Origin of the sequence: Bradyrhizobium sp. CSA112 (assembly GCF_029051645.1) — a bacterium.
In the GTDB taxonomy this organism is placed as follows: Bacteria; Pseudomonadota; Alphaproteobacteria; order Rhizobiales; family Xanthobacteraceae; genus Bradyrhizobium.
This window is the reverse complement of record NZ_JAACFS010000009.1, coordinates 69426-95261: the sequence shown is the minus strand read 5'-3', so window position 1 is coordinate 95261 and position 25836 is coordinate 69426. Positions and strand designations below refer to the sequence as shown.

The following is a 25836-nucleotide window of genomic DNA, read 5'->3' as shown; positions in this document are numbered from 1 at the left end:
AGCACTTGGATGCTGCTTGGCTTTCCGCGAGACGCTAGCCCATTGGAGGCTTGCATGCCAAGCGGTGTTAGTTCCTCATCCTGAGGAGCCTGCGCAGCAGGCGTCTCGAAGGATGAAGGCCACAGATGGGGCCTCATGGTTCGAGACGGCGCTTCGCGCCTCCTCACCACGAGGGGCTTGCAATTCCATCTCGCAAAATATGCAGAGCACGGCCGCCGATTTGCGTCTTGCGCTTTGGCGTTATCGAGAGAATGCTGCCAATCAACCAAAAGAATTTTTCAGGGAGCCTTTATGTCCGCCACGTCTTCCGTTTCCGCCAAATCGCCCGAGACCTACGACGTGGTCGTGGTCGGCGCAGGTTTTGCCGGCATGTACATGCTGCACCGGTTGCGGGGGCAGGGGATGACGGTGCGGGTCTATGAGCAGGGCAGCGGCGTCGGCGGCACGTGGTACTGGAACCGCTATCCCGGTGCGCGCTGCGACGTCGAGAGCATGCAATACTCCTATTCGTTCTCCGACGAGCTGCAGCAGGAATGGGACTGGAGCGAGCGCTACGCGCCGCAGCCGGAGATTTTGAAATACGCCAATCACGTCGCTGACCGCTTCAACCTGCGGCCCGACATCCAGTTCAACACCCGCGTCAACAGCGCGGTGTTCGACGAGACCGCCTCCTTGTGGTCCGTCACGACCTCAGACGGCAAGACGGTTACCGCAAAATTTGTCGTGCTCGCCACCGGCTGCCTGTCGAACGCGCGGATGCCCGACATCAAGGGTCTCGATCGGTTCAAGGGCAAGGTCTACCACACCGGCCACTGGCCGCACGAAGAAGTCGACTTCACCGGTCGGCGCGTCGGCGTGATCGGCACGGGATCCTCCGCAATCCAGTCGGTGCCGGTGATCGCCGAACAGGCGAGCCATCTGACGGTGTTTCAGCGCACTGCGAATTTCTCGATCCCTGCGCGCAACGCCGTGTTGAGCGAAGTGGAGCGGCAGAAATTCCGCGATAACTATCCCGAGATCAGGCGCTTCGCGCGCGAGGTGGCGAAGAACGGTATTTACACCGAAATGCCTGACCGCGGCGCGCTCGACGACGGCGACAACGAGCGTCGTGCCAAATACGAGGCGCGCTGGAGCCGCGGCGGGCTTACCTTCATGTCGGTCTACAACAACCTCGCACTTGACAAGGCCGCCAACGACACCGCCGCGAATTTCGTCCGCGAAAAGATCGCCGAGATCGTCAAGGACCCGGAGACCGCAAAACTGTTGCAGCCGAACAACCATCCGATCGGTTCAAAACGCATCTGCATCGACACCGACTATTTCGCGACCTTCAACCGTCCGAACGTGACGCTGGTTGACATCAGGTCCAATCCGATCGAGGAGATCACCGATAACGCGGTGCGTGTCGGTGCAAAGGACTACGAGGTCGACGCGCTAGTGCTGGCGACCGGCTTCGACGCCATGACAGGATCAGTGGCGAAGATCGATATAAACGGCCGCAACGGCCAGACGTTGAATCAGAAATGGGCGGCGGGTCCGCGCACCTATCTCGGCCTGATGAGCGCTGGCTTTCCCAATCTCTTCGTCATCACAGGCCCCGGCAGTCCCTCAGTGCTGTCGAACATGATCGTCTCGATCGAACAGCATGTCGACTGGATCGCCGACTGCATGGCCTATATGCGCGATCACGGCCTCGATACCATGGAAGCGGATAGCCATGCCGAATACAAATGGGTCGCCCATGTCAACGAGGTCGCCTACACCACGCTCTACCCGCAGGCCAATTCCTGGTACATGGGCGCCAACGTCCCCGGCAAGCCGCGTATCTTCATGCCCTATATCGGCGGCGTCGGCCCCTACCGGCAGATCTGCAACGATGTTGCGGCCAAGGGCTACGAGGGGTTTGTGATGACCGGCGCAGAGCAGCCGCGAAAAGGTGGCGGTATCGTAAGCGGCTGCCGTAGGGTGGGCAAAGGCGCGCAAGCGCCGTGCCCACCGTCCCTCCGGTTCGATAGCACCGATGGTGGGCACGCTTCGCTTGCCCACCCTACATGTCTGCCCGCAGCCGCCGCGTCAAAACCTCAACAAACCGGTCGACATCGGCCTCGTCATTATAGACGTGGGGCGAGATGCGCATGCGCCCGAGGCGCTGTGCGACATAGACGCCTTCGCTAGCCAATCCTTCGACGAGGCCGGCCGGCATTCCGCCCTTGAACGCGAGGCTCAATATATGTGGCGCCCGCAGATGAGGTTGGGGAACGTGGACGCCGATGCCGTGCACGCCCTCGGCGATCCGATCCGTCAGCATCGTGAGACGTTGCACGATCGCCGGCGCGCCCCAATCAGCCATCATCTCCATGCCGATCGAAGCCATCTCCATCGAGATGAAATGATCGCGCTCGCCCATATCGAAGCGCCGCGCATCGCCAACGTAACTGACATCTGTGAAATAGACCGCGTTCTCGGCGCGCACGTTGCGGCGGCCGGACGCGGTCTGCTCGAGCGGGATGCCGCCTTGATGGCGTTTAGCAACATAGAGAAAGGCGCGGCCGTAAGGGCCGAGCAGCCATTTGTAGGTCGGGAAGATCACAAAATCCGGGTCGAGACGCTTCACGTCCGTCGATAGTACGCCAGTGCTGTGCGTCGCGTCGACAAGGAAGGCCGCGCCCTGCTGCTGGAGTGCCGCGCCGACCTTGTCGACATCGATCAACCCGCCGTCCGACCAGTGCACCGATGAGATCGAGGCCAGGCTCACGGGCGGTGCGCCGGATCGTTCGATCGCGGCAAGCACCGCCGACGTCCAGTCGCCATCGCCAGGCTGCCGAACCGTCTCGACGGTGAACCCTTCCGTTTCAGCCCGCGTGTGCCATTCGAGCACCGGCGAGGAATGATCGTCCTCCAGCACGATCACGCGCGTGCCATGGGCGATCGGCAGTATCTTCGCGGCGGTCGCAACGCCGTAGCTGATCGAGGGAATCAGCGCGATATCGGAGGCCTCGGCATTGATCAGCCGGGCGGCAGCAAGGCGCGCGCGTTCGTACTGTTGGTTGGCGAAGGAGGCTTTGAGCGTCCACGGCGTGCCCTTACGGAGAACCGCGGCACGGCCGGCCTCCAGCGTTCGAAGCGGCAGCGGGCTGTAGGAGGCGGCATTCAGGTAGCAAATCTGGCGCGGTATCTCGAACAAGGCGCGCTGTGATGGGAGCATTTGGATGGTCTCTTTGGTGACGGCACATCCATTATGGCTGATCTCGACTACGTCAGCCACAGCAGCATTGCTCCGAGTACGCCCGCCTCGTGCAATCAGGGCAGGCGTGGCATGACGCATTCCTCCTCTGACTTTTGTGCGCTTTTTGTTTAGTTGCAGTGCTGATACGAAACCTTACATGGATTGCGCCGGCCGCCGCGCGACAGATCACGCAATCGCGAGACGGCTCGAAGGAGCCTGGAGCCAACCCGAATGACTGACGCCCCCCTCAACGAACCCGCGGGATACACTCCGCCAAAAGTCTGGACTTGGAACAAGGCGAGCGGCGGCCAGTTCGCCGCCATCAACCGCCCGATTGCAGGCCCCACGCATGAGGCCGAGTTGCCGGTCGGCCGTCATCCGTTTCAGCTCTATTCGCTGGCGACGCCGAACGGCGTCAAGGTCACCGTGATGTTCGAGGAGCTGCTGGCCGCCGGCCACAGCGGCGCGGAATACGACGCCTGGCTGATCAAGATCGACGGCAACCAGTTCGGCAGCGGCTTTGTCTCTGTCAATCCGAACTCGAAAATTCCCGCGCTGATGGACCGCAGCGGGACTGAGCCGATCCGGGTGTTCGAGTCCGGCGCGATCCTGATGCATCTCGCGGAAAAGTTCGGGGCGTTCCTGCCGGCCGGTGGTGCGGCGCGGGCCGAATGCCTGTCATGGCTGTTCTGGCAGATGGGCAGTGCGCCGTTTCTCGGCGGCGGCTTCGGCCATTTCTACGCCTATGCGCCGACCAAGATCGAATACGCCATCGACCGCTACGCCATGGAGGTGAAGCGTCAGCTCGACGTGCTCGACCGGCGTCTTGCCGACAACGAATATCTTGCAGGCAGCGAGTACACGATCGCCGACATGGCCACCTGGCCGTGGTACGGCGCGCTGGCAAAGGGCCTGGTCTACGGCGCCGGCGAATTCCTGTCGGTGCACGAATACAAGAACGTGCAGCGCTGGACCGATGCGATCGCCAAACGCCCGGCGGTGAAACGCGGCCGCATGGTCAACCGGATCTCGGGCGATCCGGCGAGCCAGTTGCATGAGCGGCACGACGCCTCTGATTTTGACACGAAGACGCAGGACAAGATCGGCGAGCCCGCGAAGGGGTGATGGCGGAGTGGGTGACGGGACTCACTGCAAGTCGAATTCGCGGAGACACCCCCACCCCAACCCTCCCCCGCAAGCGGGAGAGGGGGCGCACTGGCGGTTGCGAGCGACTGGAGATCATCACGCCCACGTCTGTTGGCCACATCTGTCTTGTCGACTAAGCTATTCACCACACGGCGCGCTCTTCTCCCTCTCCCGCTTGCGGGGGAGGGCTGGGTTGGGGCGCCCCACGGGGACTCTAACCATAAGCCCGTCAATCCCGCGCCGCGTAGAACGAACGGGCAAAAGGGAAAACACCATGAGCTTTTTCGAAAAGGGCGCCGTCCGCATCCACTATGAAGAAGCCGGCTCCGGCTTCCCGCTGCTTCTGATCGCCGGCGGCGGATTGAACTCGAACATCTCGGGGATCACCGGCGACTATCCGCCCTTCAACGCCATCAAGGAGTTCGGCAACGAGTACCGCTGCATCGCCTACGACCTGCGCAACGCCCCGCCCGGCCAGTCGTCCGGCCCGCTCGAAATCGATCGCCCCTGGGATTCCCACACCGACGACCAGCTCGCGCTGATGGACCACCTCGGCTTCGAAAAATTCATGGTGCTGGGCTTCTGCATCGGCGGGCCCCTGATTTGGAATCTGATCAAGCGCGCGCCGGATCGCGTTGTCGCTGCCGTACTGGCGATGCCGTCAGGCTCGCGTCCCGAGATGCGTGATCTGTTCTACGACAACAATATGAAGGGTTGGGCGCCGGAACTGACGAAACGCCGGCCCGACATCACGATGGAGCAGGCCCAGAAATTCCTGACGCGGATGTACCGCACTGATCCGGATTTCGTCTTCACCGTACCGCGCGATTTCGTACGGCAATGCCAGACGCCGGTCTTGATCCTGCCCGACGATATCCCCGCGCATCCCTACGCAGTCGCGATGGAGAGCGCAATGCTGGCGCCGAACGCGGAAGTCAGCCTGTTTCCGTGGAAGGAGCCGAAGGAGAGGGTGCCGTTCGCGGTGCGCCAGATCCGGTCTTTCTTGCGCGCGCATAGGCCAACGCCCGCGAATTTGTAGTTTCGTAGGATGGGTGGAGCCAACGGGTCGCGCGAACGCGCGCCCGATGACAGGCTCCGCGATACCCATCAATACCGTTCGTGATGCGATGGGTATCGCTTCGCTCCACCCATCCTACGTCTAAACGGCCGTCTTCGCCCCCTCGGCCGGCGGAAACACCACGCGGTCGTCGGTCCGGCAATAGCGATCGGCGAACATGCGGCCGATCGGTTGATAGTGATCCATGTGCACGCGCATCGCGGCATGGTCCCACAATTCGTCGCGGATGTGGAAGTGGATGCCTTCGCCCATCACCAGGAGGCGGTCGCCGTTGACGTCGATCTCCTTCCAGGTTTTGCACTCCATCGAAAACGCCGCGTCCGCCAGCCGCGGCACGGCGATTTTCGTCGAGGGCGCCAACTTGAGATTGAGGTAATCCGGCTCGCCGATATCGGGCGGGAAATCGCCGCTGCTCTCGTGCATCGCGCGCGCCAGCGGCTCGTCGGTCATGTTGACCACGAACTCGCCGGTACGGCGGATGTTGATCACGGTATCCTTGATCCGGCCGTCGGGTCGCAGATTCGCAGCGAACATGCAGAGCGGCGGATCCTCGCAGAACACGTTGAAGAAACTGAACGGCGCGGCGTTGACCACGCCGTTGGGGCCGATCGACGTCACCCACGCGATCGGCCGCGGCAGCACGAAGGATGTGAGCACCTTGTAGCGCTCGCGGGGTTTGAGGTCGCTGGGGTCGTATTGCATGCAAGGGGGCTCCGCATAGGGTGGGCAAAGCACAGCGTGCCCACCATTCAGCGCGGGTACAAGTGGTGGTGAGGCATGGCGCTTGCGCGCCTTTGCCTACCCTGCGACTGCTTCGGCGGAGGTTCTTGCCTCGCCCCGCTTGCGGGGAGAGGTCGACGCGCTCGGCAGCGCTCTTGCGCGCCTGAGCGCGGCGGGTGAGGGGGACTCTCCGCGAACTCGCTGCCTGCTGTATTTGCGGAAGCAGCCCCTCACCCCGACCCTCTAAGAGCAAGCTTCGCTTGTCTCGACCCCGTGAAGACGGGGAGAGGGGGAATAGGCTACGGCATGCTCAGTTCGTGCCTTCCGACCACCATCCAGTGCACCTCGTCCGGACCGTCGGCGAAGCGCAGGTGCCGAACATCCTGATACATCTCACCGAGCGGGCTCCATTGCGAGATGCCGGTGGCGCCGTGCATCTGGATCGCCTGGTCGATGATCCTGCAGGTGCGCTCCGGCACCATGGCCTTCACCATGCTCACCCATATCCGCGCTTCCTTGTTGCCGAGCACGTCCATTGCCTTTGCGGCCTTGAGCACCATCAGCCGCATCGCCTCGATTTCGCAGCGCGCCTGCGCGATGATCTGCAGATTGCCGCCGAGATGGGCGATCTTCTTGCCGAAGGCTTCGCGGGTGAGCCCGCGCGACACCATCAGGTCGAGCGCTTTCTCCGCCTTGCCGATGGTGCGCATGCAGTGATGGATGCGGCCGGGCCCGAGGCGGACCTGCGAGATTTCGAAGCCGCGGCCTTCGCCGAGCAGGATATTCTCCTTCGGCACCCGGCAATTGTTGAAGCGCAAATGCATGTGGCCGCGCGGCGCGTGGTCGTGGCCGAACACATGCATCGGGCCCAGAATCTCCACGCCGGGCGTGTCTGTTGGCACCAGGATCTGCGACTGCTGCTTGCTCGGCGGCGCGTCGGGATTGGTCTTCACCATCACGATCATGATCTTGCAGCGCGGATCGCCGGCGCCGGAGATGTAATATTTTTCGCCGTTGATTACCCATTCGTCGCCGACGAGTTTTGCCGTGGTGGAAATGTTCTTGGCGTCGGATGAGGCGACATTCGGCTCGGTCATCGCATAGGCCGAGCGGATTTCGCCTGCCAGCAGCGGCTTCAGCCACTTCTCCTTCTGCTCCTTGGTGCCGACACGCTCCAGCACTTCCATGTTGCCGGTATCCGGCGCCGAGCAGTTCATGGTCTCGGATGCCAGCGGATTCTTCGCAAGCTCGACCGCGATATAGGCGTAGTCCAAATTCTTCAGGCCCTGGCCGGTCTCGTCGTCAGGCAGGAAGAAATTCCACAGGCCTTCTTCTTTTGCCTTGTCCTTGGCCTTCTGCAGCACCGCGAGCTGTTCCGGCGTAAAACTCCAGCGGTCCTTCTTGCCTTCGCCAAGCCGCATGAACTCGACCGACATCGGGTCGACCGTCTCGCGAATGAATTTCTTGACGTGCTCGTAGAGCGGACGGACCTCGTCCGACATGCGCAAATCGTTGAGTTCTTCGCCCGGATTGAGGTTGTAGGTCGTCGTTCGCGGGATGTAGGCGTGTTTCATGGATTATTTCCTCCCATTTGCGCAGATTGTCGCTGCGGGGCGCGCACTCGGCTCGTTGGCCGGCAATGTAGACGTGGGGAAGGGGCTTGTACAAGCGCGGGCGAGGCGCCGCGATTTTCCGCCTTATGGCAAGTGTGCAGCATGGTTCGTCATGCCCGGGCTTGTCCCGGGCATCCACGTCTTTCTTCCTCTTGCAACGAAGACGTGGATGGCCGGGACAAGCCCGGCCATGACGAAAGAACCAAAACTACGCTGGCATCCTGTGCATCGCGCAGATCTTGTTGCCGTCGAGATCGCGCAAGTAAGCGAGATAGAGTTTGCCCGCGCTGCCTTCGCGAATGCCCGGCGGATTTTCGCACGTGGTGCCGCCGTTGGCGATGCCGGCGGCGTGCCACGCGTCGGCCTGCTCGGGCGAGTCTGCCGCAAAACCGATGGTGCCGCCGTTCGCGGGCGTCGCGGGCTGGCCGTTGATCGGCTTCGTCACCCCGAACACGCCGGTCTTGGTGAAGTAGAAAATGCGGTGACCGTCGACCTTGGCCGGCCGGACGCCGAGCGTGCCGAGCAGCGCGTCGTAGAACGCCTTGGCCTTTTCGAGGTCGTTGGTGCCGATCATCACGTGCGAAAACATTTCCTCAATTCCTCCCAGTTTCGCGTGGCGGAACAACCCCGCGCGGTGCTCGTTACCGTGCAATGTAGACTCCGCCATTGGCGTTGCACAAGCTGGCGAGCGGGCTGGCGGGAGCTCCGGGAAGCACCCCGGGGCCGCCAGATTACGTTTCGGTAATCCCGCCCGGAAGACTGGTTTCCACGCCCGAGCGCGGCGCCTCGACGCACCGCGGGCATCTTGCAGCGCCGCCGGAGGAGTTCCTACCTTTGGAATGCCAGCCAGGGCGCATCCGCCGCAGGCGGCAAGGAGACGACAATGAGCTATCTGAAGACTGCCATTCTGTTGGCCGGTCTCACCGGCCTCTTCATGGGCGTCGGCTATCTGATCGGCGGTGCCACCGGTGCCGTGATCGCGCTCGTGATCGCCGCCGCGACCAACCTGTTTGCCTACTGGAATTCGGATCGCATGGTGCTGTCGATGTACGGCGCCCATGAGGTCGACCAGAGCACCGCGCCCGATCTCTTCAATCTGGTCGCCGAGCTGGCCGGCCGCGCCGGTCTGCCGATGCCGCGCGTGTTCGTGATGGACGAAGCGCAGCCCAACGCGTTCGCCACCGGCCGCAATCCGCAGAACGCGGCGGTCGCCGTGACGACGGGCCTCATGCAGTCGCTCAGCCGCGAGGAGCTCGCCGGCGTGATCGCGCATGAGCTCGCGCACATCAGGAACCACGACACGCTGCTGATGACCATCACCGCGACGATCGCCGGCGCGATCTCGATGCTGGCGCAGTTCGGCATGTTCTTTGGCGGCAACCGCGACCAAGGCCCGGGTATCATCGGCTCGATCGCCATGATGATCCTGGCGCCGCTCGGCGCCATGCTGGTGCAGATGGCGATCAGCCGCACCCGCGAATACGCCGCCGACGATCTCGGCGCGCGCATCTGCGGTCAGCCGACATGGCTGGCGTCGGCGCTCGCCAAAATCGCCAACGCCGCACATGTGGTCCCGAATCCGGAAGCCGAGCGCAATCCGGCGACGGCGCACATGTTCATCATCAACCCGCTGTCGGGCCAGGGCATGGACAATTTGTTCACGACGCACCCGTCCACGGAGAACCGCATCGCCGCGTTGCAGCAGCTTGCGGCGGAGATGGGCGCGCATGGCGGAACGCTTTCCGCGAGCACCCGCGGCAACTATCCCCGCCGCAGCCCGTGGGGCCGCCCCTCGGCCTCGCGCGGACCGTGGGGATAGACTATCGGAAAGTCGCGTAGGGTGGGCAAAGGCGCATTCGCGCCGTGCCCACCATCTTCTCTCACCGATCGTACTTGCAAAATGGTGGGCACGCGGAGCCTGTCATCGGGCACGCATTCGCACGACCCGGTGGCTTTGCCCACCCTACAGCTCTTCCGTCGTCCCTGCGAACGCAGGGACCCATAGCCACCGGCCCAAGTTGTTTTGTGAGGTCGTCGTTATCTTGTCTTTTCCAACAAGAGCTGCCGCGGCGTATGGGTCCCTGCGTTCGCAGGGACGACGATGGAGATCGCCTACGTCAAACGACATCAAAACGCCGTATACCCGCCATCGATCACGAAACAATCCGCCGTATGATACGACGACGCCTGGCTCATGATGTACACCGCGATGCCGCCGAAATCGCTCGGCTCGCCGAAGCGGCGCGCCGGGATGCGTGGCATCACGTTGGCGACGAACTTGTCGTTCGCCATGATGCCGGCGGTCATGTCGCTCTTGATCCAGCCGGGCAGGATCGCGTTCGCGGTGACACCGTGGCGCGCGAGTTCGACCGCAAGCGCGCGGCATAGCGCGTTCAGCGCTGCTTTGGTGCCGGCGTAGTGCTCGTTGCGGGCGGTGCCGAACAGCGATGCCAGGCTGGAGGTTGCGACCAGACGGCCGAACTTGTCGCCGACCTCGGCGCGCTCGGTCATGTGGCGGGCGGCGACCTGAAACACGTGGAAGACGCCGTCGAGATTGGTCGCGAACATCCGTCGCCATTCCTCCTCGGTGCGGTCGATGAAGGCCCGCCGTCCGCCGCCGCCGATGCCGGCATTGGCAAAGCAGCCGTCGACGCGGCCGAACGTGTCGAGGGTCGCCTGCATTGCGGCCTTCACCGAAGCAGGATCGGAGACGTCGCAGATTTGGGTGTCGACCTTGCCCGGGCCCGCCGACATCGTTGCCGCTGCGCTTTTGTTCTTCTCGCCATTGCGGCCCCAGATCGAGACGTTGCAGCCTTGCGCGTTCAGCGCCTGCGCGATGCCAAGGCCGATGCCGCCATTGCCGCCGGTGATGACCGCCGTGCGGCCCGTCAGGTCAAAGATGCTCATTGGATGTTTCCATTTGATGTCGTGCGCGCTAAGCCGTGCGCCCGGTGGCGGGCAGATGTTCTCGCGCAAGCATGGACAACCGCGCCCGGAAAATCAAATATGGGTTGAGACATCGTCCGATCTTCCGCGCAGCGAAATAGCGCGTAAACGCAAGTCATGAGGAAACAATGCAATTCAAGCACGTCACGCTCGATTTCGACGGCGCAGTCGCCATTCTCCGGCTCGACCACCAGGAGGTCATGAACGCGGTCTCGATGGACATGCTGGGCGGTCTCGGCGAGGCGCTCGACGCGGTCGACGACAAGCGGGATGAGGTGCGCTGCCTCGTGCTCACCGGCGCCGGGCGCGCCTTCTGCACCGGCGCCAATCTGCAGGGGCGCAACAACCAGAAGCCCGGCAAGAGCAATGCCGGGCAATCGCTGGAGATCGGCTTTCATCCGTTCCTGCGGCGGCTGCGCAGGCTGCATTGCCCGATCGTGACAGCGGTCAACGGTCCGGCCGCCGGCGCGGGGATGAGCTTTGCATTGATGGGTGACATGATCCTGTGCGCGCGCTCGTCCTATTTCCTGCAGGCGTTCCGCCGCATCGGCCTGGTGCCGGATTGCGGCTCGACCTGGCTGCTGCCGCGGATGATCGGCAAGGCACGCTCGGTCGAACTGTCCTTGATGGGCGAGCGGCTGCCGGCGGAGAAGGCGCTGGAGTGGGGCCTCGTTAACCGCGTCTATGACGATGCGGTGCTGATGGAAGAGGCGATGAAGCTCGCGCATGACCTCGCCAACGGGCCGACGATCGCGCTGTCGCTGATCCGAAAGCTCTATTGGGATAGCCCGGAAAATTCCTTTGAGGAACAGCTCAACCTCGAATTCGAATCGCAGCGCATCGCGGGCGCGGCCGAAGACTTCAAGGAAGGCGTCACCGCATTCCTTGAGAAGCGCCCCGCCAAGTTCAAAGGCAAATGATCGAGGACCAACTCGAACGTTGCATTGCCTCCTGGTATCCGGGAGCGAGCGGCGTCACCGGCGCCGCAAAACTTTCCGGCGGCGCCAGCCAGGAGACCTGGACGTTCGACATCATCCACCCGGGCGGCAATGTCGGCGCGATCCTGCGCCGCGCGCCGCCGGGCTATGGCGCGTCGCCGGGGCGGGCCGCCGGGCTCGATGCCGAGGCGACGTTGATGCAGCTCGCGCATGACGCCGGCCTGCCGTCGCCGCGGGTGATGCATGTGCTGAAGCCGGAGGACGAACTCGGCACCGGCTTCATCATGCAGAGGATCGAGGGCGAGACCATTGCGCGCAAAATTTTGCGCGACGAGCAGTTTGCCAAGGCACGGCCGATCCTGGCGCGGCAGCTTGGCCGCGTGATCGCCGGCATTCACGGTCTGCCGGCTGGAAGGTCACTAAGGCTGCGCGAGATGACCGCGACGAAGGAAATCGCCGACCTAGAGCGGGAATACCGCAGTTTCAATTGGCCGCGTCCGGTGTTCGAGCTGGCGCTGCGCTGGCTGCGCGAGCGCGATCCCGGACCGTCGAAGGAGGTGACGCTGGTGCATGGCGATTTCCGCCACGGCAACCTCATCATCGGCCCCGATGGCGTGCGCGCGGTGCTGGACTGGGAGCTCGCGCATTTCGGTGATCCCATGGAGGATCTCGGCTGGATCTGCGTCAACTCCTGGCGCTTTGGCGAGATCGACAAGCCGGTCGGCGGCTTCGGTTCGCGCGAAGAGTTGTTCGCGGGATACGAGGAAGCGGGTCGCAAGGTCGATCCTGATCGCGTGATGTTTTGGGAAGTGATGGGCACGCTGCGCTGGGGCATCATGTGCTGCGGCATGATGCAGCGCTTTCGCACCGGCCCGGATCATTCGATGGAACGCGCCATGATTGGCCGCCGCTCGTCGGAGACGGAGATCGATTTGCTGAGACTACTCGTTCCGCGGGGAAAATAACATGCAGGACGAACCGACACCCACCGAACTGATCAAGGCGGTCGCGGACTTCCTCCGCAACGAGATCGCGCCGGAGATCAAGGGCCACAACGCCTTCAAGCTCCGCGTTGGCATCAACGCGCTGGATCTGGTCACACGACAATTGACGTTGGAGCAGGGGGGTGATGCCGCAGAGCACGCGCGGCTGAGGCAGGTGCTTGGCATGGACGGGGCGTTGATCGAACTCAATCGCGCGTTGTCGGACAAGATTGCCAAAGGCGAGGTCGATCTGCAGACGCCTGGGCTGTCCGAACATCTCTGGCAAACCACGATGGACAAGCTCGCCGTCGATCAACCGAATTACGCGTCATACAAGCGGGAGTTGGGAAATAAGTAGCTCGGATGTCACCCCGTCGTCATGCCCGGGCTTGTCCCGGGCATCCACGTCTTTGTCTGCGAGAAGCAAGACGTGGATGGCCGGGTCAAGCCCGGCCATGACGGAGAGAGAGGCCGTTACGCGCAAAGAAGCCTCACCGCCCCAGCCACTTCGGCGGCCGCTTCTCGGCAAACGCCTTCGGCCCCTCGATGTAGTCCTGCGAGGCCGCCATCGCCTTCACCGCGGGATATTCCCGCTGCTCGGCGATCGCCTGTTCCAGCGAGACTTCAAGCCCTCGCTGAATCGCCTGCTTGGAAGCACGGATCGACATCGGCGAATTCTTGCAGATCGTCTCTGCCCAGCGCTCGGCGACCGCAAGCGCTTCACCGGCGGGAACCACCTCGTTGACGAAGCCCAGTTCAAGCCCCTCCTTGGCCGAGACGTGGCGCGCGGTGAGGATCATGCCCATGGCGCGCTTCAGCCCGATCTGCCGCGGCAGCCGGTGCACGCCGCCGGCAAGCGCTGCGAGGCCGACGCGCGGCTCGGGCAGCGCGAACGTCGCGTTCTCCGACGCAATGATGAGGTCGCAGGCCAGGGCGATTTCAAAACCGCCGCCCATCGCGACGCCATTCACCGCGGCAATGATCGGCTTGTCGCAGTCGAACCGCGAGGTGAGGCCGGCGAAGCCGCCCTTGTCCCAGCCGCGCTTGCCGCCCGCGGCCTGCCATTTCAGGTCATTGCCGGCGCAGAACGCCTTGTCGCCGGCGCCGGTGACGATTGCGACCCATTGCTCGGGATCGGCCGAGAAATCGTCGAACACCTTGTTGAGCTCGAAATGCGCGTCGATATGCAACGCATTGTACACTTCGGGCCGCGACAGCGTGATGATCGTGATCGGTCCCTTGCGCGTTACCTTGGAGAATTTCAGGTCCATGTTTGCTCCCGTTTGGATTTTCTGCGGCGAAGAATATTGGCCGCGATCATAGCGCCAGCGCGGCGTCCGATACCATCCAATTACGCAACGCCCCCGCGCGTGCCAAGGTCCATTCCGTTGCTTGACTTGGGCGTGGTCTTCTCAGCTAAATCCATCCGAGCAGGAGCGCTCGCGCAGCGCCTAAACGCAAATCAAAACAAACGATAATTCCGGGAGCGACCACCTTGGATTTCAACCTGCCTGCCGACCTCACAGCCTATCTCGACGAGCTCGACCGCTTCATCGCGCGCGAGATCAAGCCGCTGGAGGAGGCCGACGATAACATCCGCTTCTTCGATCATCGCCGCGAATGGGCGCGCACCGATTTCGAAAACGGCGGCCTGCCTCGGCATGAATGGGAAGCGCTGCTGCGCAAGGCGAAGAACCTCGCCGACGCCGCCGGCCATCTGCGCTTTGCGATTCCGAAGCGCTATGGCGGCAAGGACGGTTCAAACCTCTGGATGGCCGTGATCCGCGAGCATTTTGCCTCGAAGGGGCTTGGCCTGCATAACGACCTGCAGAACGAGCACTCGATCGTCGGCAATCTGCCCATCGTCACCATGCTCGACCGCTACGGCACTGACGATCAGAAGGCGATGATTGACGGCTCGATCACCGGCAAGTTTCGCATCACCTTCGGCCTCACCGAGCCGGACCATGGTTCCGATGCGACGCATATGGAAACCAAAGCCATCCAGGTGACCCGCGACAACGTCAAGGGCTGGATCATCAACGGCCAGAAGATGTGGACGACCGGCATGCATGTCGCGACTCACTGCGCGCTGTTTGCGCGCACGTCCGGCAATGACGGCGATGCGCGCGGCATCACGTGCTTCCTGGTGCCGGCCAGGAGCGAAGGCGTGAAGGTCGAGGAGTACATGTGGACCTTCAACATGCCGACCGACCATCCGCGCGTCAGCTTTACCGATGTGTTCGTGCCCGAGGATGCCCTGTTCGGCGAGATCGGCCGTGGCCTGTCGCTGGCGCAGTGTTTTGTGCATGAGAACCGGATCCGGCAGGCCGCAAGCTCGCTGGGGGCGGCCGTCTACTGCATTAACGAAAGCGTGAAATACGCCCGCGAGCGAAAGCCGTTCGGCAAGGCGCTGGCGGAGAACCAGGCGATCCAATGGCCCTTGGTGGAACTGGCGACGCAGGCGGAGATGTTGCGGCTATTGATCCGCAAGACCGCGTGGGAGATGGACCAGCTCACCCAGGCCCAGGTTGAGCACACGCTGTCCGACCGGGTCTCGATGTGTAACTATTGGGCAAACCGGCTGTGTTGCGAGGCCGCCGACCGCGCCATGCAGGTGCATGGCGGCATGGGCTATTCGCGGCACAAGCCGTTCGAGCACATCTACCGTCATCACCGTCGCTACCGTATCACCGAAGGCAGCGAGGAAATCCAGATGCGGAAGGTGGCGGGATTCTTGTTCGGTTACATGGGGCCCGGCAAGCACTGAGCATGATCCCCGACCCGAAGGGCCGCGTCAGCGCAAAGTGGGTTTTCGGCCAAGGATCATACTCAAACAGAAAGAGGAGAGCGAGAGATGGAAGGTGGATGCACGTGCAAAAATATCCGCTATCGCCTCAACGGCAGGCCGATGATCGTGCACGCCTGCCACTGCACCTGGTGCCAGCGCGAGACCGGCACCGTGCATGCCCTCAACGCGCTCTATGAGGCGGAACTGGTCGAGCATATCGCCGCCGAGCCCGAGATCATTGATACGCCGTCGGCCAGCGGCAAGGGCCAGCGCATCGCACGCTGCCCGGTCTGCAAGGTCGCCGTCTGGAGCAACTATCCGGGCTCCGGGCCCGCCGTGCGCTTCGTTCGTGTCGGCACCATGGACGATCCGACCCAGTGCCCGCCTGACGTCCACATCTTCACGTCGACCAAGCAGCCTTGGGTGACGCTGCCGCCGGGCGCAAAAGCGTTCGCCGAATTCTACAATCCCGCGGAGGTCTGGTCGGATGAGGCGAAGGCGCGCCACCGCGCGGTGCGTGAACGGATGAAGAAGTGACGGGTGCTACGCCTTGACGTGCTGTCGTCCCCGCGAATGCGGGGACCCATAACCACAAATCTCGATTGTTGAAAAACGCTGGAGCTCCAGCCAAGCATAAGCACTGGCATCAGTGGTTATGGGTCCCTGCGTTCGCAGGGACGACATCGTTGATAGATCACAGATCAATTCACCTGCCGATCCTTCCCCGCCCAGTACGGCTCGCGCAAATTCCGCCGCAAAATCTTCCCCGACGGATTGCGCGGCAGCGCTGCCATGAAGTCGACCGACTTCGGCGTCTTGAATCCCGCGATGCGTTCGCGGGTGAAATTGATGATGTCGCTGGCGGTCGCCTGCTTGCCCGGCTTCATCACCACGATCGCCTTCACCGCTTCGCCCCATTTGTCGTCGGGAACACCGATCACGGCGGCCTCGGCGACATCGGGATGGTCGCAGATCGCGCTTTCGACCTCGGCGGGATAGATGTTCTCGCCGCCGGAGATGATCATGTCCTTGATGCGGTCGTGGATGTAGAGATAGCCGTCCTCGTCCATGTAGCCGGCGTCACCGGTGCGCAGCCAGCCGTCGCTGCCGAGCGTCCTGGCGGTCGCCTCCGGCAGGTTCCAGTAGCCGGCCATGTTGGAGCCGGAACGGGTGGCGATCTCGCCGACCTGGCGCGGCGGCAGCCGCTTGCCGTCGGGGTCGACGATCGCAAGCTCGATACCGGGCAGCGCCTTGCCGGCGGAGCGCATGCGCTCCAGCCCCTCGACATGGTCTTCAGGCGGAAGGGCTGCGATGGTGCCTGTCGTCTCGGTCATGCCGTACAATTGCACGAAGCCGCATTTGAACACCTCGATACACTCCTTGAGCAGGGCAGCCGGAATCGGCGAGGCGCCGTAGAGCATGTATTTCAGGCGGGAGAAATCGACCTGCCGCGCCCGCGGCTGGCGCACCACGAATTGCATCGCGGCCGGCACCATGAACAGTTTGGTGATGCCGGACTGCTCGAAGAAATCCAGCACCTTGGTCGGATCGAACTCGCGCGCGATCACGCCCCTGGCGCCGTGATAGAGGCCCATCACACCCCAGCCGGAGCCGCCGATGTGAAAGATCGGCATCGCCACCAGGGAGACGTCATCGCTCGACCATTTGTTCCATTCGGGTTTCTCGGCCTCGCTGCCGGCGTTCACCAGATTGAGGAAGTTGGCATGCGACAGCATCGCGCCCTTGGGCTTGCCTGTCGTGCCCGACGTATAAAGCTGGATCGCGATGTCCTTGGGGCTGATTGGGACCTTCGGATCGCTCGCGTTGGCGGCATCGCGCCAAGCCATAAAATCCTGCCATTCCGGCGCGCCGCCTTCGGTCGTGATGACCGTCCGGACATCAGGCAGTTGCGGCTTGATGTTGCGGACCTGTGTGATGAACTCGGGGCCTACGAACAGCACCGGGGCCTTGCAATCGTCGACGATAAACGCGATCTCGGGGCCGGCCAGGCGCCAGTTGACCGGCGCCATCACCGCCTTGGCCTTCATCGCGCCCATCAAGAGCTCGAAATAGATGTCGCTGTTCTTGCCGAGGTAGGCGATCCGCTCGCTCGGCTTGACGCCGAGCGCCATCAGCGCGTTCGCGACGCGGTTGGTCTTGATGTCGAACTCGGAAAAACTGGTCTGGCGTCCCTCGAACTCATAGGCGATCGCCTCGCCGCGCGTTCTGGCGCGTTCGCGCACCATGTCGGCGAGGTTCGTCAGCTGCTCTGGCGCGGACATGTCTCTCCCGTAGCGTCTTGTTATCGTTGCGCGGAGTTTGGCGATATCGCGCGACAAAGACAATACGGTACGTCGTCCCTGCGAACGCAGGGACCCATGCGCCGCGGCTTATCGGCAAAGACGATACGGTCAGTTTTCCTTCGCAAAACGAATGCCGGTGGTTATGGGTCCCTGCTTTCGCAGGGACGACAACCTAACCCCGCGCGGCGCGGTCCTTCTCATTCTGCGCCTTGATCGACTCGCGCGCGTTGTTCCAGTCGTCGTCGCTCCAGTCGCGCAGCTGGTAGAAATTGCCGCCCATCGCGAGCGCCTGCGCGCCGTCCATGGCGATGGTCTCGCCGTTGATCCAGTCGCAGCCACCGGAGATCAGGAACACGGCGAGGTTCTGCAATTCCTCCATGGTGCCGACCCGGCCCATCGGGTTCTGCGCCCGCGTGCGCGCACCGGCCTCGTCGCCCGGCTTGATGCGCTTGCTCATGCCCTCGGTCGGGATTTCGCCCGGCGCAATCGTATTGAGGCGGATGCCGTGTTTGCCCCATTCGACCGCAAGCGACATGGTCATGGCGTGGATCGCCGATTTGCTCATCGCCGACGGCACCACATAGGGCGAGCCGTTGCGCACCCATGTCACCGTGATCGACACCACATTGCCGCGCTGCTTGGCGGCGATCCAGCGCCGTCCTACCGCGTGCGTGACGTAGAAGGTGCCATGCATCACGATGTTGGCGACGGCATCGAAGCCGCGCGGCGACAGCTCTTCCGAACGCGAGATGAAATTGCCGGCGGCGTTGTTGATGAGATCGGTGAGGGGACCTTCGGTCCAGATCTGCTCGATCATTTCGTCGACGGCCATCGCATTGCGGATGTCGACGCCGTGGCTGATCACACGTCCGCCGTGCAGGTCCATCAATTCGGTCGCGGTCTCGTCGCATACGATTTTGCGGCGGCCGCAGATGTGGACCTCGGCTCCCAGTTGAAGAAACCGTGCGGCCATGGACTTGCCGAGGCCGGTGCCGCCTCCGGTCACGAGAATGCGCCGCCCGACGAGAAGCTGATCGTTGAACATCGTTTCCACCCACGGGATTGTCTGTTAATTGGTCGATTGACTAAAACCGGACAACAGCCTTTCTGTAAAGCGTCAAGAAAGAAAGTGTGGAGGATTTATCATGGAGCAACGCGTCGCGATCTCGATTTCGGACGGCATTGCCGATGTCCGCTTGGTGCGGGCCGACAAGATGAACGCGCTCGATGCCGCGATGTTTGAGGCGCTGGTGGCCGCAACTGAACGGCTTGCTCATGAAAAAGGTGTCCGGGCGGTAGTATTGTCCGGGGAGGGGCGGGCGTTCTGTGCCGGTCTCGATATGGGACGCTTTGCGGCGATGAAGGAGAATGGCGGTAACGGGGTCGCCGGTGGCGAGAAGCGTGACCTCACTGCACGCACGCATGGTGTTGCGAACTTTCCGCAAGCTGCGGTTTGGGGCTGGCGCCAGCTTCCGGTGCCGGTGATTGCTGCAATCCAGGGCGTGGCGTTCGGCGGTGGCTTCCAGCTCGCGCTCGGCGCCGACATGCGCTTCCTGACGCCAGACGCGCGGATGTCGATCATGGAAATCAAATGGGGCCTGGTGCCCGACATGGCCGGCACGCCGATCCTCGCAAGCCTCGTCCGTGACGACATCTTGCGCGAACTCACCTACACCGGCCGCATCTTCTCGGCGCAGGAAGCCATGGGCTATGGTCTCGCGACGCGGATCTGCGACGACCCGCGTGCCGCGGCTTACGAGGTTGCGCGCGAAATCGCCGGCAAGAGCCCCGATGCGATCCGCGCCGCCAAACGCATGCTCAACAAACTGTCTGTCGATCCGGCTCCGGCGCTGCTGGCCGAATCCGTCGAGCAGCAGAAGCTGCTCGGCAGCCCCAACCAGACCGAGGCGGTACGCGCCAATATGGAAAAGCGGGCGCCGCGGTTTGTGGATGTGGGGTAGCCTCCGTCGTCATTCCGGGATGGTCCGAAGGACCAGACCCGGAATCTCGAGATTCCGGGTTCGATGCTTCGCATCGCCCCGGAATGACGGTCACAACCCGGCAACAGATCGGAAAAGAGACAATGCCCGCCTCCCAACTCTTCCTCGGCATCATCAGCGGCCCGCGCCGGCGCGACCATGCAGAAGTCGCCGATCGCGTCGACCGCATTGCCACCGGCCTGCAAAAGCTCGGCGTCAAGCAGGGCGACAGCGTCGCGATGCTGATGCGTAATGACATCGCCTTCATCGAGGCGGCTTATGCGGCCATGCGGCTCGGCGCCTACGGTGTGCCGGTGAATTGGCACTTCAAGCCGGAAGAAATCAATTATGTGCTGAAGGATTCCGGCACATCGGTGCTGATCGCGCATGCCGACATGCTGCATCAGTTGCGCGAAGCGATCCCGGGCGGCGTCACCGCACTCAGCGTGCCGACGCCGCCGGAAATCCTCAGCCATTACAAGATCAACCCCGATCATCTCGCGACGCCCGACTTTGCGATCGATTTCGAATCCTGGCTCGCGCAGCACCCGCGCTATGACGGGCCGGCAGTGCCGCAGCCGCAGAACATGATCTACACGTCGGGCACGACGGGGCACCCCAAAGGCGTACGGCGCTTTGCGCCGACGCCGGAGCAGAGCGCCAATGCCGAACGCATGCGCAGCCTGATCTACGGCCTCAAGCCGGGCGCCCGCGCGCTGCTTCCGGGACCGCTCTATCATTCCGCACCGAACTCGTTCGGCCTGCGTGCCGGCCGCCTCGGTGGTGCGCTCGTGATCATGCCGCGCTTCGACGCGGAAGAGTTTTTGCGCGTGATCGAGAGCGAAAAGATCGACACCATCTTCATGGTGCCGACCATGTTCATCCGCCTGATGAAGCTGCCGGAGGAGGTCCGCAAGAAGTACGACATGTCATCCCTGCGCCACGTCATCCATGCCGCTGCGCCTTGTCCGGCCGACGTCAAGCGCGCGATGATCGAATGGTGGGGGCCGATCATTTACGAATTCTATGGCTCGACCGAGTCAGGCGCCGTCACCTTTGCCACTTCCGAGGATGCGCTGAAGAAGCCCGGCACCGTCGGCAAGATTGCTCCGGGCGCGGAACTGCGCTTTATCGGCGACGACGGAAGGCTGTTGCCGCAGGGCGAGATCGGCGAAATCTATTCGCGTATCGCGGGTAATCCGGACTTCACCTACCACAACAAGCCGGAAAAGCGCGCCGAGATCGATCGCGAGGGGTTCATCACCTCGGGCGACGTCGGATACATCGATGCGGACGGCTATGTCTTCATCTGTGACCGCAAGCGCGACATGGTGATTTCAGGCGGCGTCAACATCTATCCGGCCGAGATCGAGGCCGCGCTGCATGCGATTCCAGGCGTGCATGACTGCGCCGTGTTCGGCATTCCCGATGCGGAATTTGGCGAGGCGCTGATGGCTGTGGTGGAGCCGCAGCCGGCGGTGACGCTCGATCTTGCGTCCATCCGCAGCCAGCTCAAGGTCTCGCTGGCCGACTACAAGGTGCCAAAACACATCGAGATCCAGTCCAACCTGCCGCGGGAAGACTCCGGCAAGATCTTCAAGCGCCGCCTGCGCGATCCCTATTGGGAGCGGGCGGGACGGAAGATTTAGCTTGCTGTCGTCCCTGCGAAAGCAGGGACCCATGGCCACAGGCCGTGGGGCTTACGAAAGGTCTCTCTCCCCAGCGTGTCACGAGAGAGGACACGGAGTATGGGTCCCCGCGTTCGCAGGGACGACGAAGAGAGGCCGCCTCCATCTTTATCTTGCACTGCGGCAGAAAACTTGCACACTCGGAATCGCCGGACAGTTTCTGAGGTAGCCAGCCCATGTCTTCCCAGATCGTGTCTTCCCAGACCATGCCGTCCCAGACCGACGTCCGGTCCAATCGCAGCGACGAAGCGCTGGCGTTGGAGGAAGATGCGCGGCTGCGGACCGATATCCGCCTGCTCGGGCGGATTCTCGGCGACACCGTGCGGGACCAGGAAGGCGCTGACGTCTTCGACCTGGTCGAACGTATCAGGCAGACCTCGATCAGGTTCCATCGCGACGAGGACAAGCTGGCGCGGCGGGAACTCGAGACCATACTCGACAGCATGTCGACCAGTGACACCCTGCGGATCGTCCGCGCCTTCAGCTATTTTTCGCATCTTGCCAACATCGCCGAGGACCAGAACAACATCCGCCAGATGCGCGGTCGAGGTCCCGGCGGGCCGCGGCCGAGCCTGCTGACGCAGACGTTGTCACATGCCAAGACGGCCGGCTTCAGTGCCGCTGATTTGCGGCGTTTTTTCAAGGGTGCGCTCGTCAGCCCGGTATTGACCGCGCACCCCACGGAGGTCCGCCGCAAGAGCACGATCGACCGCGAAATGGAGATCGCGGCGCTGCTCGACCGGCGCGAACGGGTGCAGCTCACCCCGGAAGAAGCCGAAGCCTGCGACGAGCAATTGCGCCGCGCCGTACTGACGCTGTGGCAGACCAATCTGTTGCGCCGGACCAAGCTGACCGTGCTCGACGAGGTCGCCAACGGACTCTCATTCTACGACTACACCTTCCTGCACGAGGTACCGCGGCTGCATTGCGCGCTGGAGGACCGGCTGAACCAGGAGGAGGGCGGTGCGCCGGGCGAGCTGGCCTCGTTCCTGACCATGGGAAGCTGGATCGGCGGCGATCGAGACGGCAATCCGTTCGTCACTGCCGACGTCATGCGCGGCACGCTGCGCCTGCAGTCGAGCCGGGTCATGAGTTTTTATCTCGAGGAGTTGCACGTCCTTGGCTCGGAACTGTCGCTGGCGGCGCACCTCGCCGACATTTCCGACGAGTTGCGCGCGCTGGCCGGACGCTCGCCCGACACCTCGCCGCATCGGAGCGGTGAACCCTATCGCCTGGCGGTGTCGGGCATCTATGCCCGGCTGACGGCGACGGCGGTGCGGCTGGAGGTCGAGACCACCCGCCGACCGGTCGGCGAGGCTGCGCCTTATGCAAGCGTGAAGGAATTCAAGGCCGATCTCGACGTGCTCGATCGTTCCCTGATTGCGAACAATTCCGGCGTGATCGCGCGCGGGCGCCTGCGGTTGCTCCGCCGGGCCGTGGACTGCTTCGGCTTCCATCTCGCCCGGCTCGACATGCGACAGAATTCGGCCGTGCATGAACGCACCGTGGCCGAATTGCTCGATGCCGCGACGCCCGGAATGTCCTATCTCGCGCTCGGCGAGGAAGCGCGCGTTGCGCTGCTGGCGAACGAGTTGCGCAATGCGCGGCCGCTTGCATCGCCGTTCGTCAAGTACAGCGAGGAAACGCTGGGTGAACTCGCGGTATTTCACGCCGCCGCCGAGGCGCACGCCAAATTCGGTGCCGATGTAATCCCCCAATGCATCATCTCCATGTGCAAGGGCATGTCTGACATGCTGGAGGTGGCGCTTTTGCTGAAGGAGGTAGGGCTCGTCAATCCCTCCGGCCGTAGTGCGATCAACATCGTGCCCTTGTTCGAGACGATCGGAGATTTGCAGGCGTCGTCCCGCATCATGGACCGGATGCTGGCGCTGCACGATTACCGCAAACTGGTCGACAGCCGCGGCGGCGTCCAGGAAGTAATGCTCGGTTATTCCGACAGCAACAAGGATGGCGGCTTTGTCACCTCGGGCTGGGAGCTCTACAAGGCCGAGATCGATCTGGTCGACGTGTTCGAGCGCCACGGCGTCCGGCTGCGACTGTTTCACGGGCGCGGCGGATCGGTCGGCCGCGGCGGCGGGCCGAGCTATGACGCCATCATCGCGCAGCCCGGGGGCGCCGTGAACGGCCAGATCCGCATCACCGAGCAGGGCGAAATCATCTCCAGCAAATACTCCAACCCCGAGGTCGGCCGCAGCAATCTGGAAATCCTCGCTGCCGCCACGCTGGAAGCGAGCCTGTTGCATCCGCGGCAAAGCGCGCCGCGCAAGGAATACCTGACTGCGATGGAGCAATTGTCCGCGCTGGCCTTCATGGCCTATCGCGGGTTGGTCTACGAGACCGAAGGCTTTGCCGATTATTTCTGGGGCTCCACCGTCATCACCGAAATCTCGACGCTCAACATCGGCAGCCGCCCGGCGTCGCGCAAGAAGACCCGCGAGATCGAGGACCTCCGCGCCATTCCCTGGGTGTTCAGTTGGGCGCAATGCCGGCTGATGCTGCCGGGCTGGTATGGTTTTGGTTCGGCGGTAGAGACCTGGATTGCGGAGCATCCGGAGCAGGGCATGCCGTTCCTGCAGGAACTCTACCGCGAATGGCCGTTCTTCCGCATGCTGCTGTCGAACATGGACATGGTACTGGCGAAGAGCTCGATCGCGATCGCCTCGCGCTATGCCGAGCTGGTGCCTGATGTCGCCTTGCGCGAGAGTATCTTTGGGCGCATCCGGCGCGAATGGCATTCCTCGATCGAGTCGCTGCTCGACATCATGGGGCATGAGCGGCTGTTGCAGGGAAACCCGCTGCTGGAACGCTCGATCCGCAACCGCTTCCCCTATCTCGACCCGCTCAACCACGTGCAGGTCGAACTGTTGAAGGAGCACCGCGCGCAGAACCCGGACGAGCAGGTGCTGCGCGGGATTCAGCTCACCATCAATGGCATTTCGGCGGGGCTACGGAATAGCGGGTGAGGGACGCTGCTCCCCCCACCGTCGTCCCGGCGAACGCCGGGACCCATACCGCGTGATCTCTCGATAAGCAGGGTGGGAGATGCCGTTCTCCTTCAACGACGCCCTGTGGTTATGGGCCCCCGCTTTCGCGGGGGCGACGAGTAAGGCCTATTTGCTGCCTCCCAGCTTCTCACGGCTTCATGGCGCCCTGCGCACTGGTGTAGACGGCATAGAGCGATGACGAGCCGCAGATATAAAGTCTGTTTCGCTGCTGACCGCCGAAGCACAAATTGGCGACGGTTTCCGGTATGTGGATCTTGCCGAGGAGATCGCCGTCAGGAGTGTAGCAGCGCACGCCGTCTTCGTTCGGATCGCCCCAACCCACGGAGCACCAAAGACGCCCGGCGGTGTCGCAGCGCAGCCCGTCGGTAATGCTGGGCTTGGGCATGTCCGCAAAGACCTTGCTGTTCGAAAGCTTTCCGGCCGCGAGATCGACGTCGAACACGCGGATATGCGACGGGTTATCCGGTCCGTCGGTGAAGCCGGTATCGCAGATATAGAGCTTCTTCTCGTCAGGCGAGAAGCAAAGGCCGTTCGGCTGCACGAAGTCATCGACCACCATCTTGATGTCGCCGGATTTCGGATCCACCCGGTAGACATTTTTCTTTTCCTGCTCGGGCTCGGCCTTGATGCCCTCGTAAAAGCCGCCGATGCCGTAGGCTGGGTCGCAGAACCAGATCGAACCGTCGGCCGCGACGACCGCGTCGTTCGGCGAGTTCAGTTTCTTGCCATTGTACTTGTCGGCGATGATCGTGATCGAGCCGTCGAGTTCGGTCCGGGTTACCCGGCGGCCGGAATGCTCGCAGGTGATCAGGCGTCCTTCGCGATCGATGGTGTTGCCGTTGGAGTTCATCGACGGCTGGCGGTAGACGCTGAGATGGCCGTCATCTTCCGAGAAGCGCATGATGCGGTTGTTGGGAATGTCGGAGAACAGCACGTAGCGTCCGGCTGCGAAATAGACCGGGCCTTCGGCCCAACGGAATCCGGTTGCGACGCGCTCGACCGCCATGGTGCCCGCGAAGGCCGGGAAACCGGTGGGCCCGAACGAGACCTTGGGCTTCTTCATCGACTCCAGGCGGGAATCCGGATAGCGGGCGCCGGGAAGCGGGCCGAGCGGCAGGGGCTGCGTTGCCGTGGTCGGCGCGCCGGTCTGGCCGAGCGGTGCCACGGAGGCCGCGGAAGCCGTCTTCATCGTCACGGCCGAGGCGGCAAGCGCCGCTGCGCCTGTCAATATCTTGCGGCGGTCGACACCGCCGCCTTGGTGCTGGGGATCGGAAAGGGTCAACGAGGTTGTCATGATTTCCTCCCATGTTTTTTGTTGGGAGGAAAACATCAGCCCGCATTCCGGCATAAAGCGGGCGGGCTGTGGTGGAAATAATTTATCTCATCGCTCCACGGATAG

The 25836-nt window shown here is 63.0% G+C and carries 20 protein-coding genes and 1 pseudogene; 12 read left to right on the top strand and 9 right to left on the bottom strand.

Features of this window, described 5'->3' with window-relative positions; translation table 11 throughout:
• Nucleotides 1-291: 291 nt before the first annotated feature.
• A complete protein-coding gene (locus GWE18_RS18235) occupies nt 292-2175 on the top strand; it encodes an NAD(P)/FAD-dependent oxidoreductase (protein ID WP_275187087.1) in 1884 nt (627 codons plus the stop codon).
• Here GWE18_RS18235 and GWE18_RS18230 read toward each other — a convergent pair.
• Nucleotides 2147-3205 (bottom strand): annotated as a pseudogene (locus GWE18_RS18230) (aminotransferase class V-fold PLP-dependent enzyme); the annotation flags it as partial. The gene GWE18_RS18235 and the pseudogene GWE18_RS18230 sit on opposite strands and share 29 nt — an antisense overlap.
• A gap of 252 nt (nt 3206-3457) precedes the next feature.
• Here GWE18_RS18230 and yghU point away from each other — a divergent pair.
• Complete coding sequence (gene yghU, locus GWE18_RS18225) at nt 3458-4351, top strand: glutathione-dependent disulfide-bond oxidoreductase (RefSeq protein ID WP_275187086.1); 894 nt, start codon at nt 3458-3460, stop codon at nt 4349-4351.
• Nucleotides 4352-4646: 295 nt separating this feature from the next.
• A complete protein-coding gene (locus GWE18_RS18220; protein WP_275187085.1) occupies nt 4647-5411 on the top strand; it encodes an alpha/beta hydrolase in 765 nt (254 codons plus the stop codon).
• 120 nt (nt 5412-5531) lie between these two features.
• On the opposite strand, the gene GWE18_RS18215 is transcribed toward GWE18_RS18220, so the two are convergent.
• From GWE18_RS18215 to GWE18_RS18205, 3 genes are all read right to left on the bottom strand, one after another.
• Nucleotides 5532-6152: a flavin reductase family protein gene (locus tag GWE18_RS18215; RefSeq protein WP_275187084.1), complete on the bottom strand. Its 621-nt coding sequence runs from the start codon at nt 6150-6152 to the stop codon at nt 5532-5534.
• Between the two features lie 317 nt (nt 6153-6469).
• Nucleotides 6470-7744: an acyl-CoA dehydrogenase family protein gene (locus tag GWE18_RS18210; RefSeq protein WP_275187083.1), complete on the bottom strand. Its 1275-nt coding sequence runs from the start codon at nt 7742-7744 to the stop codon at nt 6470-6472.
• A gap of 247 nt (nt 7745-7991) precedes the next feature.
• A complete protein-coding gene (locus GWE18_RS18205; RefSeq protein ID WP_275187082.1) occupies nt 7992-8372 on the bottom strand; it encodes a VOC family protein in 381 nt (126 codons plus the stop codon).
• Between the two features lie 294 nt (nt 8373-8666).
• Here GWE18_RS18205 and htpX point away from each other — a divergent pair, with 294 nt between their 5' ends.
• The gene (htpX, locus tag GWE18_RS18200; RefSeq protein ID WP_275187080.1) at nt 8667-9602 is read left to right on the top strand and encodes a zinc metalloprotease HtpX; all 936 of its coding nucleotides are present in this window, start codon (nt 8667-8669) and stop codon (nt 9600-9602) included.
• A gap of 308 nt (nt 9603-9910) precedes the next feature.
• On the opposite strand, the gene GWE18_RS18195 is transcribed toward htpX, so the two are convergent.
• Nucleotides 9911-10690: an SDR family oxidoreductase gene (locus GWE18_RS18195; RefSeq protein ID WP_275187079.1), complete on the bottom strand. Its 780-nt coding sequence runs from the start codon at nt 10688-10690 to the stop codon at nt 9911-9913.
• Nucleotides 10691-10857: 167 nt separating this feature from the next.
• On the opposite strand from GWE18_RS18195, the gene GWE18_RS18190 reads away from it, so the two are divergent.
• The 3 genes from GWE18_RS18190 to GWE18_RS18180 are packed head-to-tail and all read left to right on the top strand — an operon-like array spanning nt 10858 to nt 13008.
• Nucleotides 10858-11649, top strand: coding sequence for an enoyl-CoA hydratase/isomerase (locus GWE18_RS18190; RefSeq protein WP_275187078.1), 792 nt, complete (start codon nt 10858-10860; stop codon nt 11647-11649).
• Complete coding sequence (locus GWE18_RS18185) at nt 11646-12632, top strand: phosphotransferase family protein (protein WP_275187077.1); 987 nt, start codon at nt 11646-11648, stop codon at nt 12630-12632. Before GWE18_RS18190 ends, GWE18_RS18185 begins: the two co-directional genes overlap by 4 nt.
• Before the next feature lies 1 nt (nt 12633).
• Nucleotides 12634-13008 carry a DUF6285 domain-containing protein gene (locus GWE18_RS18180; protein WP_275187076.1) on the top strand — a complete coding sequence of 125 codons (375 nt, stop codon included), beginning with the start codon at nt 12634-12636 and terminating at the stop codon, nt 13006-13008.
• A gap of 133 nt (nt 13009-13141) precedes the next feature.
• Here the strand turns inward: GWE18_RS18180 and GWE18_RS18175 are convergent, their stop codons facing one another.
• Nucleotides 13142-13921, bottom strand: a complete 780-nt coding sequence (locus GWE18_RS18175) for an enoyl-CoA hydratase-related protein (RefSeq protein WP_275187075.1) — start codon at nt 13919-13921, stop codon at nt 13142-13144.
• Nucleotides 13922-14145: 224 nt separating this feature from the next.
• On the opposite strand from GWE18_RS18175, the gene GWE18_RS18170 reads away from it, so the two are divergent.
• Nucleotides 14146-15420, top strand: coding sequence for an acyl-CoA dehydrogenase family protein (locus tag GWE18_RS18170; RefSeq protein WP_275187074.1), 1275 nt, complete (start codon nt 14146-14148; stop codon nt 15418-15420).
• Nucleotides 15421-15507: 87 nt separating this feature from the next.
• Nucleotides 15508-15978 (top strand): GFA family protein, encoded by a 471-nt coding sequence (locus GWE18_RS18165; RefSeq protein WP_275187073.1) that lies wholly within the window; start codon nt 15508-15510, stop codon nt 15976-15978.
• Between the two features lie 164 nt (nt 15979-16142).
• On the opposite strand, the gene GWE18_RS18160 is transcribed toward GWE18_RS18165, so the two are convergent.
• Together GWE18_RS18160 and GWE18_RS18155 are read right to left on the bottom strand one after the other, a co-directional pair.
• A complete protein-coding gene (locus tag GWE18_RS18160; protein WP_275187072.1) occupies nt 16143-17723 on the bottom strand; it encodes a fatty acid--CoA ligase in 1581 nt (526 codons plus the stop codon).
• 193 nt (nt 17724-17916) lie between these two features.
• Nucleotides 17917-18789: an SDR family oxidoreductase gene (locus GWE18_RS18155; RefSeq protein ID WP_275187071.1), complete on the bottom strand. Its 873-nt coding sequence runs from the start codon at nt 18787-18789 to the stop codon at nt 17917-17919.
• 100 nt (nt 18790-18889) lie between these two features.
• Here GWE18_RS18155 and GWE18_RS18150 point away from each other — a divergent pair, with 100 nt between their 5' ends.
• From GWE18_RS18150 to ppc, 3 genes are all read left to right on the top strand, one after another.
• Complete coding sequence (locus tag GWE18_RS18150) at nt 18890-19705, top strand: crotonase/enoyl-CoA hydratase family protein (RefSeq protein ID WP_275187070.1); 816 nt, start codon at nt 18890-18892, stop codon at nt 19703-19705.
• A 122-nt stretch (nt 19706-19827) separates the two neighbouring features.
• A complete protein-coding gene (locus tag GWE18_RS18145; protein WP_275187069.1) occupies nt 19828-21372 on the top strand; it encodes an acyl-CoA synthetase in 1545 nt (514 codons plus the stop codon).
• Nucleotides 21373-21602: 230 nt separating this feature from the next.
• On the top strand, nt 21603-24395 hold the full coding sequence (ppc, locus tag GWE18_RS18140) for a phosphoenolpyruvate carboxylase (RefSeq protein ID WP_275187184.1): 2793 nt from the start codon (nt 21603-21605) through the stop codon (nt 24393-24395).
• A gap of 169 nt (nt 24396-24564) precedes the next feature.
• On the opposite strand, the gene GWE18_RS18135 is transcribed toward ppc, so the two are convergent.
• Entirely contained in the window at nt 24565-25731 is a 1167-nt protein-coding gene (locus GWE18_RS18135; RefSeq protein WP_275187068.1) for an SMP-30/gluconolactonase/LRE family protein, read from the bottom strand.
• Nucleotides 25732-25836 lie beyond the last annotated feature (105 nt).

What these genes read in the sequence shown, in the direction of transcription:
- GWE18_RS18235 (WP_275187087.1), top strand. Translation starts at nt 292, where the DNA reads ATGTCCGCCACGTCTTCCGTTTCCGCCAAATCGCCCGAGACCTACGAC.
- yghU (WP_275187086.1), top strand. Translation starts at nt 3,458, where the DNA reads ATGACTGACGCCCCCCTCAACGAACCCGCGGGATACACTCCGCCAAAA.
- GWE18_RS18220 (WP_275187085.1), top strand. Translation starts at nt 4,647, where the DNA reads ATGAGCTTTTTCGAAAAGGGCGCCGTCCGCATCCACTATGAAGAAGCC.
- GWE18_RS18215 (WP_275187084.1), bottom strand. Translation starts at nt 6,152, where the DNA reads ATGCAATACGACCCCAGCGACCTCAAACCCCGCGAGCGCTACAAGGTG.
- GWE18_RS18210 (WP_275187083.1), bottom strand. Translation starts at nt 7,744, where the DNA reads ATGAAACACGCCTACATCCCGCGAACGACGACCTACAACCTCAATCCG.
- GWE18_RS18205 (WP_275187082.1), bottom strand. Translation starts at nt 8,372, where the DNA reads ATGTTTTCGCACGTGATGATCGGCACCAACGACCTCGAAAAGGCCAAG.
- htpX (WP_275187080.1), top strand. Translation starts at nt 8,667, where the DNA reads ATGAGCTATCTGAAGACTGCCATTCTGTTGGCCGGTCTCACCGGCCTC.
- GWE18_RS18195 (WP_275187079.1), bottom strand. Translation starts at nt 10,690, where the DNA reads ATGAGCATCTTTGACCTGACGGGCCGCACGGCGGTCATCACCGGCGGC.
- GWE18_RS18190 (WP_275187078.1), top strand. Translation starts at nt 10,858, where the DNA reads ATGCAATTCAAGCACGTCACGCTCGATTTCGACGGCGCAGTCGCCATT.
- GWE18_RS18185 (WP_275187077.1), top strand. Translation starts at nt 11,646, where the DNA reads ATGATCGAGGACCAACTCGAACGTTGCATTGCCTCCTGGTATCCGGGA.
- GWE18_RS18180 (WP_275187076.1), top strand. Translation starts at nt 12,634, where the DNA reads ATGCAGGACGAACCGACACCCACCGAACTGATCAAGGCGGTCGCGGAC.
- GWE18_RS18175 (WP_275187075.1), bottom strand. Translation starts at nt 13,921, where the DNA reads ATGGACCTGAAATTCTCCAAGGTAACGCGCAAGGGACCGATCACGATC.
- GWE18_RS18165 (WP_275187073.1), top strand. Translation starts at nt 15,508, where the DNA reads ATGGAAGGTGGATGCACGTGCAAAAATATCCGCTATCGCCTCAACGGC.
- GWE18_RS18160 (WP_275187072.1), bottom strand. Translation starts at nt 17,723, where the DNA reads ATGTCCGCGCCAGAGCAGCTGACGAACCTCGCCGACATGGTGCGCGAA.
- GWE18_RS18155 (WP_275187071.1), bottom strand. Translation starts at nt 18,789, where the DNA reads ATGTTCAACGATCAGCTTCTCGTCGGGCGGCGCATTCTCGTGACCGGA.
- GWE18_RS18150 (WP_275187070.1), top strand. Translation starts at nt 18,890, where the DNA reads ATGGAGCAACGCGTCGCGATCTCGATTTCGGACGGCATTGCCGATGTC.
- GWE18_RS18145 (WP_275187069.1), top strand. Translation starts at nt 19,828, where the DNA reads ATGCCCGCCTCCCAACTCTTCCTCGGCATCATCAGCGGCCCGCGCCGG.
- GWE18_RS18135 (WP_275187068.1), bottom strand. Translation starts at nt 25,731, where the DNA reads ATGACAACCTCGTTGACCCTTTCCGATCCCCAGCACCAAGGCGGCGGT.